A 16,929-nucleotide genomic window follows, 5' to 3' on the forward strand; every position below is an offset into this window, starting at 1 on the left:
AATAACAGCACGTAACAAATTCGCCCATGCCTTAAGAAACTCACGCTGGATATCACACTCTCTACAATTTATCGTTCATCTCTATGCTCGTAATCTTCCACTTGCCTGACTGTTTTTCTAATGTAAATACAAGTCCTTGGTTTGATTCCTCTTCTTCTGAGTTACTCTTTACCAAAAACGCCCGCTGATTAGCCTTATTAGCAATCTCTTTTATATTCAGATCTAATCCCGTATAGTCCATAGCGGAAAAATCTATGATATCTTCAAAATTATTTTTTGGACTTGCTGACAAAGCTGTGAATTCCGCCATCTCAGGCAAGTGTATCAAGAAGCGATTCATAAGATAATGATCTTCCAAATAATTTTGGATAATATCTTTAGGAACCGTAGGGTATACAAATTTTTTATTCTTATTTTCATATAGGACTTTTGTTTTTTCGGGTCCGCTGCTATCGAATTTCTGATATGTCATGATTGTATGTTGTTGAGTATCCTGAAAACGGTAATAACTCACATCCTCAAAAACACCATCTTTATTAATATCCTCCAGCTTCCTGATTCCTTGCCCTGTTGCTTCTGGATAATTGTAATTCAGGTTGCTAATTCGGTTATGGTCTAAAGTAAATATAGAGAAGCCTTCTGCCTCATCCACTTCGCTAGTGGAATATACTACGATGAAATCACGCTTAGTTTGGTCTAAATGCATAACCTTAACGTCCTTATTAATATGCTCTGTAACTATCGGATCATCCAATTCTCCAATTATTTTAAGGTGGTCATCCTTATTTCTTACTACATATATAGATTCTAAATGATCCGATTTTTTCCCAAAAGCAATCACAAATTCTAAAGTACCTTCCTTATCAATATCCTGTTTTATTAATTTTTGTAATTTCATATTAGCGGGTTGAATTTTCTTAATAAACAGATCTAATTTATTCGATTCTTGCACAATAGCTTTGCTTGAATCATACGTTAGCTCATGGCTACTAGCAGTCGATATAGCTGATTTAGAAACTGTGCCCTTTACCTCAACTTCTTTCTTCAGACCACAACCACTAAAAATTAGAACAACTAAAGCAAGCACAAATAGCTTCTTCAATTACACTCCCTCTTCTTTCGAAACATAAATTTTTTATAACCTGATTACCTTGACAAAGGTTGTTTAGGCTCAGGGAAAGCAGTGTCCGGCATATTTTTATAAATCGGGATCCTAAAACTAAGAGGTGCATCAACAGTTTTAAGACCTTTTGAAAAACGGTCAGCTTTCGTATAAGCATCCATAATATTCGTAGCATATTGTTTACTAATAGTTCCGTTCTTCTTGAATGAATTTACATTCCACTTTAAGCTATAGAGAGTATCTTGTCCCTTTTGAATATAATTCTCATTAATCCACTTACCTCCACCAATTATCGCACTATCTACAGAGTTCCAGTTCTCTGACTTGGCTTTTTTCGCACCCTTTATACGTGCATTTCCATCATTCGCACCAATGCCATACATATTGTACCATCCGATATATCCTGGAACCTGTCCTCTTCCTAAAGTTGAAGTCCCACCTCCTGATTCGACCATGGCTTTTGCCGCTAAAAATACTGCACTCGCCTCATTCCCTCCTGCCTTTAGAAATACATCTCCTTTATTAGCTAGACTTTTGCTTAACACTTTATTAACTGCCTCTTTATTTTGGGTGTTCTTATCATACTTTCCAGATAAAAATTGAAATACACGAGATTCAGTCAGAAAGTTACGTGGATCTAAAAAATATGAAACTGCTTTAGGGGAAGCGGCGTTATAATCATTATCATATTTAAGCTTCGAGTCCCTCCAAGGCGGTGAGTATCCATATTTGCTCACTTCGGTACATACCAGTCCATTTTTCATTTCTGCCTTGAGAAAACTATTAAAATCTACATTCGTTTCTTCCGCTATAAAACGCCAAGAAGGATGCTGCTTGTGTAATTTTAACAGCGCAGACCTGTATGATTCTGGGAATTTAGCAAGTTCAGCTTCAAAACTATCATTTCCTGAATTATCAGGAGGTACTTGTACAGGTTTAGAATCATCCTCCTTAGGTACCTCAGGATTTGGATTTGGATCGATCAAATCAAGTTTCTCTCGTATAGCTCGTCCCGCCTTCTCAGCAGCCAGCTTTTCACTGATATCTCCGCTCGCTTCAGCCGTCATCCAGCGGACGGTTTCTTTTTGCATCTGCTCTTGGGCCCACTTGGACATCGTCGCCATTTCACGTAACTTGCTTCGCAGCCCCTCTGCCAGCTTTTGCGCTTTACGCATGCCGACTTCGTCGCCATTTGCTTGAGCAATATACCAATCTTCTTTATATTTACGCAGCCAAGATTGAGCCCAGTCGGGATAATTCAGTTTTTGCTTCTTCTGTTCTGCTGCAAGGTCAAAAGCCTTAGCTTTTCTGTGCGCATTAGCAGTTGTTAAAGCTTTCAACATAGGTGTTGCACCAAACGTTGGTTCTTTCCACTTCATATGCCTTCTCCTTTGTTAGGGATGCTTAGAAGAATCGTATCTCCGACATACAGGTATCGTGATATTTGCTTCCTTTCTCTACTGCCTCAATCGTTATTTTCACAAATGAAGTGTGAACGGCGCCATCAGGAAATTCATTATTTAAAAAATCATTATCTACCATCATGGTCTGTCCATTCGAGAATTCCAGTTTCATTCGTTTAACTCTATTATTTGCTTGGAAAGTATCAGATGACTTTGCCAAGCCATTGATGAGCTCAAACCCCTTCAGTTCTTGCATAGAACCAAAATCAACCTTGACCCACTCTCCAATCCCGTCTCCCTTGACTCCTTCACACCAAGCTGTACTCGCATCTCCATCCATAATGTTTCTAGCAGCATAGGAATTCCCAGCTTGATCTGGAAGTGCAGAAGAAGCAATGATTTTCTGTGCCGGGATGCTTTTTCTATATTTCATTAAATCCGCTGTAGTCTGTACCCATTGTGTAGGGGACACATTATAGCCTATCCTGTGTAATACATTGGAATATTTTATAGGCAGACCTATTTGGATGTTTCGTTGTTGCGTTTCACCCTTGGAGTTCAGAAAAGCAACCCTGTGGTTATCTAAAGTTAAAACAGGAGATTCTGTGGCTTTCATCAGTTGCTTCTTCTCCCCTGTCTGTATATTGAACATATACGACTTATCAATATGGTAAGAAGAGAGCAGCAATTGATCGTTATAAAGCCACTGTTCAATCTGTATTCCCTCTATTCCTAGCTTGATTTGTTGAATTTGCTTTTTCTTAGACAAGTCATAGATCAATACATTATGTTTACGATCTACAAGGGCAAATTGGTTACCGTCAGGTGAAAACACTGGAAGATCGAGATAGTGACCATCATTTAAACGCCCCAATGCTTCAGTTTTCTGTCCTCGGCTCATATAATAAAAACCGGCAGCATCATCTGTGTAAACACATTTGCGTAAGTCAGGAGACATAACAGCGTAGTCCCTACTCGGCACCTTAAATTCATATAATTTCTTTGTGGTAGATAGATCAAAGATTTTGATCACTAAATAATTCAATTCGGTTGACTCTCTACATAAGGCAATACGCCTGCCATCATCCGAGAAACCAGCCAGATACAACTCATATTCAGGATACGTTTCACCTTCACTTGCATGTAATTTACCTATAATGTCATCTAAATCAATATAGGTATTACCTGTAGGATCATCCATGTCAGCTAAAAAATCCATAGGCATATTTCCATTTTCCGCTTCAAACAACAACCAATTTATGGGCCTTTTTGCTGGAGGAGGTTTCTTGGGCTGAGAGATAGCAGCATGAGTTTCATTCTGCTCCCGCGCTTTTTGGTCCCCATTCGATTGTATACACCCGCCTAGTATAGAAAAAATCAAGACGAGCAACGCAATTTTATTTATCTGCATCATAGATTTTCCTCATTTTCTACAATTCATCACAATAACTTCAGCTCACCTATACATGTATTTGGGAAGTCCGCGCCTTTTTTCACTTCTAGAATGGTAATTTTAACGAAAGATGTCCGTATGGGTTCATCGAACTTGAAGCGGGTGTCATTATTCTCAAGCATCACAGATTGTCCATCCAAAAAATCAAGTTTCATTTCTTGGATTGCATTTACGTCTAAATACTTATTGTTAACTCGTATAATACCGTCAACCATCTCCATACCTCTGACCTCTTGAATTGAACCCAAATCTATAGTTACGGTTTCTCCTACTCCGCCTCCCTTCGTTCCTTCACACCAAGGGGTTAAATTATTATCGTCCGTTAAATTGTTCACACTAAAAGAATAGTTACTCCGATTAGGAAGTGTAGAAGAGGCCGTAACCTTTTTCACTTTGACCTTGTTGCTATATTTCATATAATTAGTTTTTGTTTCGATCCACTGTATTGGGACAGTGAGTACTCCCTGATTTTCGGTAAAAGAGGATATATCCTGTTTTCTTCCATCGCTCACATGAACCAGATACATTTTTGGAGCTTCGTATTCTGCTGACAGCACTAACTTTTGATCAGGGGATAGTATAAATGGTTCCGAGCTTTTAGTTATCCACCTTTTTTCTCCGTTCTCTATATCCAGTGAATAAACATCTTGTGTGTAATTTTCGTCCTCTTCAGAAACTTCATAAATCAATTTATCCTCTTGATCCCATTGCAAAAGCGAAGCCTTAGAACCTACAAGTAAACGTTTTGCTCCACTAATATCGGACAGATTCAGCATAATGATACCTGGTTGGTCATTTTCCTCAAAACAGAATCTAGTGCCATCTGGAGAAAATAATCCTGAGCTAATAATACTTAAATCCAGTTTATTTCTCCCAAGGTTTAATTTTGTTGTTTGCATTTCTTGTACATCATATAAATATACTTGCCCATTCAACTCATAAAGATATTTACTTAAATCAGGGGAAGCTATAGGGTAAGCCATTGAGGGCACTACAGACTCAGACTCTTTTTTTCCTGAGTTCAGATCATATACTTCGAAAAAGAGTTGCTGTAGCCCTCCTTCCACATCAGAAATATCCCTTATAATCGCCATTCGACTTCCATCGTTCGACACTCTACTGACAGTTACTTGGGAGCCGCGATATTTTATTCGTTCTTCCTTAGTTTGCATCGCATCTACCAAATCATCGATTCGTATATAGGTCTTTCCTGTAGGATCATCTAAATTGGTCAAAAATTGAGTAGGTTCTGGATCTTCTTCACCATTTAAAAGCCACCGTGCTTTTTTTTTAGTTTTCACTGCATTTTGTGTCATCGTAATACTTTCGACTGATGATATTTTTTGAGGCTGAGATGATGTAGCAACAGTTCCCTTTTCTTTAAACTGATTGCATGATGATATAATAACTGTCAGAACAATAGTCATTATTAATCTTGTAAGTTTCACTTCTCCACCACTTTCTATAAAAACTAAGGTTTAAACTCAGAATACTAATCTTGAATAATTCGTCTAATTGAAATAACAAAAGAATACATAGGTTTAGAATTTATCCAATTCGATGAAAGAGTATTGATTCTCACATTTTGTTTCTTATTTTTCTTATCTGCTTTTTGGGGATATGGGTTTCTGCCTGATTCATGAATAACTTGTCCATTACCTATATAAATCCCTACATGTACTGGTTGTACTTTGGGATAGTCATCTTTTCCCCAGTTATACAAAATCAAATCTCCTGGTTTAAGATTCTTAAGATCGCCACTGGATCTCAAGCTCTGGTGGCTAACTCCTTTGCCACTGTGTATTTGAACCTTAGTGTTACCTCCTATTTGCTCTTTAAGTACAGTTAAATAGACAGATGAGGTAAAGTCTGAACAATCCATATACGGTGGTGGATTGTCCACATCAAGTATCATCGTTCTAATTACTGTATTAATACAATATGGAATTCTACCTTCAAACTTCTTAGCGAATTCCACAATTGCTTTTCTTTTCTCATCAGCAGAACTGTTGGATGGTGTAGGCTTCGGTTCCTCCTTCTGCGGCTTTTCAGGAGTAGTCGGCGGTTTCTTGCCCGGTTCCGTTTTCGTTGTTGTCGTCGTTGTTGGAACTGCTGGCGCTGCAGCCTTATTAACCTTAGGCCATGGAAGAATCCCATTGGCTACTTGATGTAGGTACACTGCGAGCACATCACGACCATAGCCCTTATTCTCCAGACCGTATTTTTTCGCAAAGTCATGCAGTGCGGCGTTAAGCTCCTTATCCCAATCGCCTGTAGTTGGAAGCTTGTACGAGAAGCTATCTGGATACTTCTTGGCAAGCTTGTTCAAATTCTCCCTGGCAAGCTGGCTGTTCACGCCATACTTACTCCGCAGAGCAGCTGCTTCCTTGGCTAGAGCCTTTTGATCGGCGATGGTCAGCTTATGGGCCGCATCTGCGTATTGTCCGGACAGCTCCTCCAGCCGATTCGCATCCAGATAGGACTTGGCTGAATGCCCACGAATCAGCTCGTTGATCAGCACATTGTCACGCAGCTGGTTGGCGAGAAGATGCATCTGCTTTTGCTTGGCTTTGTCGTTGGCTCTATGCGCTTCCCACCACTGGGACGTGTATTCATGCATTTGCGCTCTGGCCCAGGCAGGCATACGATCTATTTCTGCCACCTGCTGACGCAATTGTTTGGCCTTGGCTGCTGCTTCCTTGGCCCCCTTTTTGTCCCCTGCTGCCACGGCTTTGTAGTAGTCCGTTTTATATTGGAGCAGCAAGTCCTGTACCCATTGCGGATATCCCTTCCCTTTCAATTCTTGAACTAGGGATTTATAGGCTTTCAACTCTGCATCAGGCACCTGATTTTTCATGAGCTTACTAGCCTTGATATGAAGCGTTCCATCAGTTCGGATATAGCTGGTTTTGCACGTTAGAGATATTTCGCGAGTAGCGTTCATTTGTACTTTTTTGCCGTGCAGCACCAGGTCTGTATCGGCGTGAAAGGTAAGATCATGATGACTATACACGTGAATACCGGATGCAGGGTTTAAGCGTACAAGTATTTTTTCTTTCTGGGTGGAGAGGGCTAATTCCTTATCATCGAATCTCGCCACTTTTTGTGTTTTGGTATGAAACAGCTTTCTTGACGGCTGGCTAATTTCATCTCCTTTGTAGTCTCTTTTACGCAGGGATTGAACCACACGAGCTTCCTTTTCTTTGTTAGATGGAAAATACAAATGGACATGATCCCCTAGCTCAGGCATGCAATGCCAACCGATCCCATCCCCGGTATACATGGTGGGGTATGAAAACCAGCAACCCTCAACTTTGGACTGCATAGAATCCACGGACAAGTGAAGTTTAACGGATTCGTTTTCACCATCTAAATCAATGACTTTCCCTTCAATAGAGGTGCCTTTAATAAACTGATTATGTATAACCTCCCTCGGAATACCTGCTTCCGGAACGAGAACGTAGCCATATGTCATAATACCTTGCTTCATCTCTGCGTGGATCTGATCAATAACCCAATGCTTTCGTTGAAACACAACGACATCTCCAAGTTCAAAACGCTTCGTATCCTCCACTTCAGCATATGTATACCGGGGACCTGACTTTGTTTTTTGGAGGGAAAAGTTAATGCTACGCAATTCACCTTTCACCTGTTCTTTCGAGGTACCTAACCATAATCTCGGAAATACGGATGTAATCTCGGCAATGAGTCCAGTTTGCAGATGAGAGGCCATTCTTTTTAGAAACTCCCAATCACTCTCCTCATACTGAATAGTAAAGCCGCCCAGCTTTTGATCGCTGTCCGCCAGGTCAATAAAATCCCCATGTGGATAGGCATCTATAAGTTCGCGGAACAGTTGATAATACGTCAAGTTGCTATTTTGAAACGAACGGTTTTTCCGTTGTTGATCCAATAAATATGTAAAAGACGCAGCCTCAAGGTACATGTGATATACGCCATTTTTGAATGCAATTCTAATATTGGTGACGATTCCTTTAAAAATGCTAACTGTCCCTCGGTCTTCATCCGTCTCATATACCTCTAGCACATCTTCATCGTAAGCTAATCCATCATACTTTGCATGATCCTCATCCGGTATGAGAGCAGTGATGCACACCTTGCCGTGTTCATTTATCTTCTGTGTCAATTCAAAATCAAGTAGCCGGATAATTTCATACGGTGCATTCACTCTAATATTTCCATAAGTCAGCATAGTTCCTGCCAGTCCCATCTTACTCCCCCCGTTTGCTTTTCATATGATGCAATTCCTACAATCTGTTAGCTATTCCTGCCCATCTGTCGTGAATGAAATTTTGCCGCACCACATGCATAAATTCGTGGAGCAGCTCATAAGAGCCGGAGATTGATCTACGTATACATCCTTTTTTCCATTCAACCAAGGCATAGAAACGCTCGGTTTGCAGGGCTGCGGAATGATTTTCCCGGAATTTCCTTTGTTAGCAGAAGAGACTGCAGGATTATACATACTACGGCACTTTCCGAAAGAAGGGATATGCGTCTGCGGGTGAAAATCCTGAATATTCCCTTGCAGTTTGTCGCCAATACTAATTCCCCTGTTAGCTGAAACACTAAATCTTCCCGTATGACTTCCATAGCTACAATGTATCTGTGCCCCATCCACTACATAGCTCTCACTCATTCTTGGACTCTCCTTTGTATAGATGGCCCCTCTGTATCGACCTTTTGTAATTTCAAGCCTGCCAGATTGAACTTCAAAATACATTCAGCCACATCAAGATCTACAATGATATGATAATTGGCATCCTGAACCCTGAATATTTTATGATTCTCTACTTTATATTCATCTAGAATGATTTTCTTCAGTGTACCGTCCCTATGATATTCACTACGTGGTGATAAACACATCAGGCTAGGCGGATTTGCCAGCCAATACCTTGTTTGCTGCATTCGCTGCATATCGGCAAAAACAACCAACTTCCAACTTAATCTGGATTGATATATATCAAAGATTTCCTTTAGTTGTTCAGAAACGATGGATACCGGATGCTCTATAAAATCAATATAGTCCGCATCACCTGATACATAAAATTGTAAAATAGATTCTTCATCAGTACATGATGAGCTTTCTGCCCATTCCAACAACTGCCTGCGATTCGTCTCTACTGGATATATATACTCTGTAATACGATTATCCTGTTGAATCATGTAGTACTCCATAAGCTGTTGAATACACCACCTCACTGATTCCTTTATACTCCCCTATTCTTACTTCCAAATCGTTCTCACATTTCAATGCCTTGAATTCAGGTAAATGTACAGCCTGCTGAATAGCATCTTTCGCTAATTTCAGAATATATTGATGAAATTCCCCTGCAGCCTGGAGTACAAATCGCTCCACATCAGGCTGAAAAATCTTATTCATATAGGGTTTTCGAAGCTGATTCAATTCATCCTCCAATTCTCCCAAAAAGCTGAATGCCCAGCCTGCATCATAGGTTCCATAACAAGGTTGAGGATCAAAGAACCAATATTTATCATAGGCTTCGACGACATAGTTATAGTTGCGATCCATCAGATACGTGCGCCTCATAGAATAAGTAATGTATCCGATCCTTGTCTTGGCCAATTCTGCGGAATTGGCTTGTAGGCAGATCGATTGAAAGGATTGAATAAAAGAAGAGATGAGCTCATCTTTTCTTTGTTCATACAAAGACGCTGCTTGATGTAATTTCTGGTTCAATACATCTTCCGCATAGGTCTTATGGAAGTGTTCTAGGGCTTCCAGTCTATTCATAATTCCACCTCTGAACCTATTATATAGAATATTTACATGATATTACTGGTTCTATCCTCCTGTTTTATTACACAATTTTCATATCATGAGATTACATATGAATTTATGAAAATAGAATGAAAATAATCATATATTTTCGTGAATATGTAATGATATAAACAAAAACTCTCCAAGAAAGGCTAGAATTAGACCTAAGAAATGAAGGTTTGCGCAAGCGAATAGGTAAATGGAAGTAGAAATATCGGTTTATAATGAAATAATCATGTATAATTAATGATACGCTCCAAAAACACATTCAGAGGATCGGGAATGGGATACACAAACTGCTAGAGTTTTTGGATAACCACCACTTTGCATCAGGATTGGAGATACATGATTAGTTCACCTACAGGTTTTTATAATAGTATTCAAGAGGCTACCGCGCATGTCATTGATGTGCTAAGTGATATTTTACATGTAAACACCATTTTTATTGCAACTAATGACGGCATTACGAATGTGATTGTAGATTCATTTAACAGGGAAGAGGTGCTCGTTAAGGAAGGGGATGTGCTCCCTTTTGAGCTTAGTTATTGCAGTCTGGTATTGGACCATCCTGCCGATCACCTCACGATTTCAGAAACGACGATTCACCCGCACACATGCGATTTAGATGTGACTAAAACCATTGGAAACCACTCATTTACAGGAATCCCTATTCGCATGAAAAATGGTCAGGCTTACGGAACCATTTGTATCTTGGACGCGCCATCTGTACATTTGACAGAATCAGAACTGAAGGCACTACAGGCTATGGCCGTATTTCTGGGGTATGTAGTTGAACTGGAGAAAGGCAAGATCGATGCTGAAATATCTTCCATGAGCAAGCTGGATTTGATATCTTCCCTGAGTAATAAAATTCGGTTTTCGCTGACCGAAATATGGGGAGCCACCGATCTCATGCTGACGACGGAGTTAACCGAGGAACAACAGCAATATATGAGCATCATGGAGTCGAGCAGTCGCTCGCTCATGACGTTATTGAGTAATATTTTGGATTACAGCCATATGGAATCCAAGCAGATTGATGATATTGAAGATCCATTTGATCTGAGAACGATGATGGAAAATGTGTTGAGCCTGTATACAGAAGTAGCCGCGCAGCGGAATCTAGAGTTGAAGCTCGACTGGAATCTCACCAGCTCGCCTATTTTTATCGGGGATGAAGCTAAAATTCGCCGTATGCTGATTAATTTGGTAGATAATGCAGTAAAGTTTACAAGCACAGGAGCTGTCATCTTATCTGCAACCGCTCAATCCGTGACCGATGCACCTGAGGTTGAACTGGAGTTAAAGGTGAAGGATACTGGGATCGGTATATCTCCTAACAAACTGAAATTGTGGCTTGAGCATGACCGTGGGAACTCCCCCTCATATGGCAATCCAGGATTGGGTTGGCAGATTACCAAACATCTATTAAAACGAATGAATGGTAAAATGACTGGGATCAGTGAACCTGGTAGCGGGACAGAAATAACGCTCCAGTTCACTCTGAAAACATACCAGGAGTCAGCATGAAATAGAAACTAGCTTGTGATAATTATAGGACACATCATGTAATAGAAGCCCGTGACGCATAACGTCACGGGCTTTATGTTATGAGTACGTGTCACTAGGCAGTATTATCACCCTATGCCGCACGTTTGTGCATAGTCAGACTTAGTAACGTTTGGGAGCAGCCAGCTTGGCCAAATCCGCCATATACGTAAAAAAGGCTTCTGGATCTGTATCGTATACCAGGTTCACAGGACGTCCCTCTGCCTGTTCCACCGTTCTGCCCTGACTTGGACCTTCTGCGATAACGCTGCAATGCACCGTCTTTTTCTTGACAATGTCCGGGCGTCCTACGGATGCAGTGGTCAGTACATCCCACAAGTAGTAGGTTGAGTTCGTTTCGCTATAAACGAGCGGCGGACATCCAGCATAGCAATTACCCAAGAAATCCACGCCTTCATATCGGCGCTCAGCCGCCCAACGATTGCGTACTGCTGGAGTTAATGGCACTTTGCTTGTGCTTTCCAGCGCTACCAGATCAATCGTGATGCCGCTTTGCCACACCCGATATGCCGCTTCTGGGTCCCAGAACACATTCCACTCTGCTGTGCCGTCATGCTCAGGCTCCTCCACATTCCCTTTTTCAAAGGTGCCGCCCATCCATACCAGCTTTTCAATCTTTGCTTCAATATCCGGTGCTTCATCCAGCGCTCGCGCCAGATCGGTTAGCGGTCCAGTGAATAGCAACAGCGTCTTACCTTCAGCTCCGCGTACCTTTTCGATCAGATGCTGATGAGCTGGTAGGGATGAAAGCGGTGCTTCCATACGCCCTGATTCATTCAGTACGGGTAATGCATCCACATAGAAGGAATGTAAACGCCAAGCGGCAGGAAACGGATTTTTACCGCGTGAATTAGACTTTGCGACTTCCACAGGCCCTTTATTTTGTCCAAAACGATCAATAATTTTACGGCTGGCATCCGTCGCAGGCTCCAGGTAACCATCTGCTGGAATCACCGATACTCCGGTCAAATGAACCTGCTCCATCTGAAGCAGCATAAAAAGGGATACTAGATCATCCACTCCACCATCATGATTAAAATAAACGTTTGTCTGACTCATCTGTCTCTTCCTTCCTTTATCCCCGTAAAACAGGCTTGTTCTTATCGGCAACCACCCTTCATTATGCCTGATCGCTTCACAGGAGTAAATGTGGGATAGTGCGTGAATCAGGGATTTTTTGCTTACTCCATGCTTAAGATAGGTAGAAATGTGTGTAATAACAGGGTAGAATCATGGGTCCTAATCGGAAGCGTAAGAAGGAGAGATGCATATGACAGCCCGAACAATAGAAGAGTTGGAGCAGATCCGTAAAGAATGTAAATCCATGGTGACGAAAAGGGCTGCAGCTTCGGGTGGAGCGGTATTGGTTCCAGTTCCAGGGGCTGACGTTCTTGCTGATGTTGGCATTTTGATGCAGCTGCTGCCTGCCATTAACGGAAAATTCGGATTATCTGAAAAGCAACTGGAAGGCCTGGACGCAGAAACAAAATCCATGGTGTATGGTTTTATCACCTCAATTGGCAGCAAGCTGATCGGGCGGCTCATCACCCGTGAAGCCATCGTGCAGATTCTACAAAAAATGGGTATTCGGATCGCTACCAAGCAGGTCAGCAAGTTTGTCCCCCTTCTGGGGCAAGGGCTAGCCGCGGCAATTGGCTTTACTGCCATGCGAACCATTGGCAATCGGCATGTCGATCAATGTTATGAAGTAGCCAAACGCTTGCTGGAGCAGCGAACTGCCGCAGATACCGCGCGCAACTGGACGGTTCCACAGCAGCCTCTAGAGCCTGTGGGAGTTGATCATTTGCCAAACCGGGACTCGGAAGCAGCAACCCCACTACTGCCGGCACCCCCTAAAGATTAAGTTCTTCGCATTCGAGTCAACCATCCATTTCACCCGCACGGGGTACTGCAGATCGAGACAGCTCTTGTATCCCGTGCTTTTTAGCCTTCCACCTTGGCTCCATAGGAGCGAGCTACCGCTACTGCCTGCTCGATATCCAACTTGGCTCCGGTGATGTCCAGATCTTTAAAATTCACGCCATCCATCTTCGCACCGCGCAGGTCTGTTCCTTGAAGATGGGCTTTGTGCAGTCTTACCCGGGTAAGATCCGCCTCCCGCAAATCTGCTTTTTCCAAATTGCATTCGGATAAGTCAGCTTCCTTGAATCGTATTTTTCGCAAATCTTGTTTTCTTAAATCTGCATGACGCAAATTCGTATAAGACCAGTCTCCACCCGTAATTGTGATACCATCCATATTCGCCCCTGCAAAATCTGAACCTACCAGCTTGCAGTTATCAAACCGGACTACAAACAGATTAGCGCTGGTGAACAAACAATTGGTAAAAGCCGACTCCTTGTAGTGAGATGCATTCAGAATGGCTCCGGTAAAATCACAGTCCACAAAAGTACAGCCTTCCACGAGGGACTCATTCATCTCCACACCCCGAAAGCGACATCGGGTAAACTCGCAATTTCTCCACTCGCTTTCTCTGGCATCCATTGAACCAAAATCACGGGCTTCATAGACCTCATCTGTATAAAAGAACATGTTCTCTCTCCTATTCCTTATTCCCTATATTAGGAATTCAGCATTTCGGCAAGGACCGCTCAAAACCGCCTTTCATTTTTCCCAGTAAACCCTTCATCATCTTATGATCCTGCGGCGTAAACTCAGACATACACGACCGAATTAACTTCGTATAATAAGGAACTATCTTACTTAACAGCTCTCGTCCTGCCTCTTTTAATCCGACAGTCACCATCCGCCCGTCACTCTCATGAGCCACACGTTCAATCATGCCGTCTCGCTCTAATCCGTCGATCAGCCCCGTCATGGTTCCACGCGTCACATCAGCTTTTTCCGCTAACTCTGATGGTGTCATGCGATGCGGCGAGTGGCAATGCAACAGGCTAAGAACAATAATCCGACCCTGAGAAGCCCCCAACTTGCTAAAATCCGTATCCATTTCTCTGAAAATACCGTTAGCCAAGCGTGCAAATGTCACAAAAGTTTCTATATTATCCACTTCGGCATCTTCATGTCCAAAGCTACGCAGCACCCCGCGTATGGAGTCATTATGAAAATTAAAGTTCATAGTCTATCCATTCCTTCCTTAATCCCACTTGTTCCGTCAAACGGTAGCTTTTCCATTCATCTGGCAGCAAAGAAGCATACGGCTCCTTGGCAAAACGATCATCTACCAGAACCAACAACCCTTCGTCGTGCTCTGTGCGGATAAGCCTGCCACCTGCCTGAAGGACCTTGTTCATCCCTGGATATACATACGCATAGTTGAAACCATTCCGTCCCTGTTCCGAAAAGTAATCCCGCAGCACATCCCGCTCTGCTCCAATTTGCGGCAAGCCGACGCCGACGACCACTACCCCATTTAAGCGATCCCCAGGTAAATCGACACCTTCAGCAAACACACCACCCAATACGGCAAAGCCAAGCAAGGTGTGCTCTTGCCCAGGCTGGAAGGCCTCTAGGAACTGATCCCGCTCTGGTTCGGTCATCCCCGGACTTTGTACCAACGTATTTGCGGACACGTCCCGAAGCATGAACTCCTCATATACCTCACGCAGGTATGGATAGGACGGGAAAAATACAAGGATATTTCCTTTCCGTTCCACAACCAATGCAGCCAGCATATCCGCAATCGCCCCTTTGGAACGCTCACGATCCCGATAACGGATGGAGAGCGGCAGCAGACGTACATCCCACTGCTCCTGATGGAAAGGGGAAGGAACCTGTAACGTATAATCTTCCTCACTTGCTCCGAGCATGTCCCGGTAATAAGCAAGCGGTGTCAACGTCGCGGAAAAATAAATGGCTGAGCGGTAGCCCTTAATAGCTTGTCCCAACAAGTGAGAAGGATCGAGGCAGAACAGCTTGACCCTCACTTCACTGCGCCCTGCTTCCACATAAGTAACGTACCGTTCATCATATAAAGCAGCAATCCGCAGCATATTCTGAGCGGTAAAATACGTATCTAGAAGCAATGCATAAGCCGTACTCTCACCGCTTGCGTAGCTTGTACTACCGCCCATCACCAGTTCACGTTCAGCTGCTTCTACAAAAGGCACCAACAGCTCCAGTACCTCTTGCGGTGCTGCTGTCTCTACTGCTTTTCCTGTATCTGCATATTGCTTGCGCAGCGTAATCATATGTGCGTTCACTGCACTCGCAGCCGCAGCAATCTCCGGGCTTAGCAACTTAAATTCCCGTTTCAGTTCCAAAAAAGAAGATTTCAAAATTTCCGCCGAAAACATGTCCCGGCCGCGTTCGACCAGATTATGCGCCTCATCCACCAGTACAACACCTTTTCGCTTGTGCTCCTCCAGCAATCTTTTCAAAGAAATTCGTGGATCGAAAACATAATTATAATCACTGATTATACCATCCGAGGCATACGCCACATCCAGCGAAAATTCAAAGGGACATACCTTATGCTTGCGCGCATAATGCTCAATCACCGCCCGGGTCATTAACGTCTCATTCGCCAAAATATCGGAAACCGCACCGTTGATCCGGTCGTAATAGCCCTCGCACATGCTGCATGATCCAGCATCACAATCATTTTCATCCTTGAAGCAAATTTTATCCTTCGCAGTCAAAGTCACCACATGCATGTGCAGCCCTTGAACCTGCATTCTGGCATAAGCCTCTTCGGCTGCTGCCCGAGTGGTGGTACGAGCCGTCACATAATATACTCGTCTCACCACCCCTTCGCCGATCGCCTTAATCGCAGGAAACAAGGTGGATACCGTTTTACCAATACCTGTAGGTGCTTTGGCAAACAGGTTAACCCCTTCGGCAATCGTCTTGTACACCGAACCCGCGAGCGTTCGCTGACCCGAACGATACGTGTCAAAGGGAAAATTCAACATAGCAATGCTGGCATCCCGCTTTTCCGCATGTGCTCTCAGCAGGAATGCATACGGAGCATAACCAGCAATCATCTCCTGTGCGAAAGCTTCTAGCTCAGTAAAGGATAGTTCCCGTCTGAATCGGCGAATGTCTTCACTGTGTGCCTGTACATAAGTAAGCTGGACCTGCATCGAATGATGTTGTTCCTCACGAGCAATCATATAGGCATACAGAAATGCTTGTGCCCAGTGTACAGGTTGGCCGTCACCCTGAATATCTTCGAGTGGCAAAGAGATCGATTTAATTTCATCGACCGTCCATACGCCATCCAGCTCAATCAGTCCGTCACAGCGGCCTTCAATGATAAACAATTCGTCCTTATACGGAACTTCTGTACGTAAATGTACTTCTTTGCGGTCATGCTCCTTGTAACCTTTCTGGATAACCTGATGCACGCGAGTTCCTTCGAGCATACTGCTATTCGATCGAAAGCCGCTATGAATGCTGCCGCTCCGATGCACATATTCCACAAGTGGACGCACCGATATGTGAATTGGTTCCTTCATACGATCACCCGTTCCGGTCATAGTCCTTTCACTGTACCACGTAGATAAACGAAACGTAAGGGACATAAGAATCGTTTGTATTCAATTGGTATTCACTCATGCCTACTTTTTACCGAAATATAGAAACGAGGCCTTTT

At 42.9% G+C, this 16,929-nt stretch carries 14 protein-coding genes; 2 read left to right on the forward strand and 12 right to left on the reverse strand.

What is annotated here, in order from left to right; all coding sequences use genetic code 11:
• Window positions 1–61: 61 nt before the first annotated feature.
• Genes T3H97_RS24610 through T3H97_RS24645 form a run of 8 tightly spaced genes read right to left on the reverse strand, consistent with a single transcriptional unit; the run spans window position 62 to window position 9,755 of the window.
• The gene (locus T3H97_RS24610; RefSeq protein ID WP_328801151.1) at window positions 62–1,102 is read right to left on the reverse strand and encodes a hypothetical protein; all 1,041 of its coding nucleotides are present in this window, start codon (window positions 1,100–1,102) and stop codon (window positions 62–64) included.
• Between the two features lie 44 nt (window positions 1,103–1,146).
• A complete protein-coding gene (locus T3H97_RS24615; RefSeq protein WP_328801152.1) occupies window positions 1,147–2,502 on the reverse strand; it encodes an N-acetylglucosaminidase in 1,356 nt (451 codons plus the stop codon).
• 25 nt (window positions 2,503–2,527) lie between these two features.
• On the reverse strand, window positions 2,528–3,940 hold the full coding sequence (locus T3H97_RS24620; protein ID WP_328801153.1) for a discoidin domain-containing protein: 1,413 nt from the start codon (window positions 3,938–3,940) through the stop codon (window positions 2,528–2,530).
• A gap of 26 nt (window positions 3,941–3,966) precedes the next feature.
• Window positions 3,967–5,427 carry an NADase-type glycan-binding domain-containing protein gene (locus T3H97_RS24625; RefSeq protein WP_328801155.1) on the reverse strand — a complete coding sequence of 487 codons (1,461 nt, stop codon included), beginning with the start codon at window positions 5,425–5,427 and terminating at the stop codon, window positions 3,967–3,969.
• A gap of 44 nt (window positions 5,428–5,471) precedes the next feature.
• The gene (locus T3H97_RS24630) at window positions 5,472–8,210 is read right to left on the reverse strand and encodes an NlpC/P60 family protein (RefSeq protein ID WP_328801156.1); all 2,739 of its coding nucleotides are present in this window, start codon (window positions 8,208–8,210) and stop codon (window positions 5,472–5,474) included.
• A 51-nt stretch (window positions 8,211–8,261) separates the two neighbouring features.
• Window positions 8,262–8,639: a DUF4280 domain-containing protein gene (locus tag T3H97_RS24635; RefSeq protein ID WP_328801157.1), complete on the reverse strand. Its 378-nt coding sequence runs from the start codon at window positions 8,637–8,639 to the stop codon at window positions 8,262–8,264.
• Complete coding sequence (locus T3H97_RS24640; protein WP_328801158.1) at window positions 8,636–9,166, reverse strand: hypothetical protein; 531 nt, start codon at window positions 9,164–9,166, stop codon at window positions 8,636–8,638. The genes T3H97_RS24635 and T3H97_RS24640 overlap by 4 nt, the downstream gene beginning before the upstream one ends.
• Window positions 9,150–9,755, reverse strand: coding sequence for a hypothetical protein (locus tag T3H97_RS24645; RefSeq protein WP_328801159.1), 606 nt, complete (start codon window positions 9,753–9,755; stop codon window positions 9,150–9,152). Before T3H97_RS24645 ends, T3H97_RS24640 begins: the two co-directional genes overlap by 17 nt.
• Before the next feature lie 372 nt (window positions 9,756–10,127).
• On the opposite strand from T3H97_RS24645, the gene T3H97_RS24650 reads away from it, so the two are divergent.
• Window positions 10,128–11,312, forward strand: coding sequence for a sensor histidine kinase (locus T3H97_RS24650; protein WP_328801160.1), 1,185 nt, complete (start codon window positions 10,128–10,130; stop codon window positions 11,310–11,312).
• Window positions 11,313–11,453: 141 nt separating this feature from the next.
• Here T3H97_RS24650 and T3H97_RS24655 read toward each other — a convergent pair whose 3' ends face one another.
• Complete coding sequence (locus tag T3H97_RS24655) at window positions 11,454–12,410, reverse strand: nucleoside hydrolase (RefSeq protein ID WP_061830535.1); 957 nt, start codon at window positions 12,408–12,410, stop codon at window positions 11,454–11,456.
• A gap of 211 nt (window positions 12,411–12,621) precedes the next feature.
• Between T3H97_RS24655 and T3H97_RS24660 the strand changes: the two genes are divergently transcribed.
• Entirely contained in the window at window positions 12,622–13,215 is a 594-nt protein-coding gene (locus tag T3H97_RS24660) for a hypothetical protein (RefSeq protein WP_328801161.1), read from the forward strand.
• Window positions 13,216–13,295: 80 nt separating this feature from the next.
• Here T3H97_RS24660 and T3H97_RS24665 read toward each other — a convergent pair whose 3' ends face one another.
• Genes T3H97_RS24665 through T3H97_RS24675 form a run of 3 tightly spaced genes read right to left on the reverse strand, consistent with a single transcriptional unit; the run spans window position 13,296 to window position 16,813 of the window.
• Window positions 13,296–13,904, reverse strand: coding sequence for a pentapeptide repeat-containing protein (locus T3H97_RS24665; RefSeq protein ID WP_328801162.1), 609 nt, complete (start codon window positions 13,902–13,904; stop codon window positions 13,296–13,298).
• A 37-nt stretch (window positions 13,905–13,941) separates the two neighbouring features.
• Window positions 13,942–14,451 carry a MarR family winged helix-turn-helix transcriptional regulator gene (locus tag T3H97_RS24670; RefSeq protein WP_013312480.1) on the reverse strand — a complete coding sequence of 170 codons (510 nt, stop codon included), beginning with the start codon at window positions 14,449–14,451 and terminating at the stop codon, window positions 13,942–13,944.
• On the reverse strand, window positions 14,441–16,813 hold the full coding sequence (locus T3H97_RS24675) for a helicase C-terminal domain-containing protein (RefSeq protein WP_328801163.1): 2,373 nt from the start codon (window positions 16,811–16,813) through the stop codon (window positions 14,441–14,443). Before T3H97_RS24675 ends, T3H97_RS24670 begins: the two co-directional genes overlap by 11 nt.
• Window positions 16,814–16,929 lie beyond the last annotated feature (116 nt).

It is taken from the genome of Paenibacillus sp. LX16 (genome assembly GCF_036252815.1).
GTDB classification, from domain to species: domain Bacteria; phylum Bacillota; class Bacilli; order Paenibacillales; family Paenibacillaceae; genus Paenibacillus; species Paenibacillus polymyxa_B.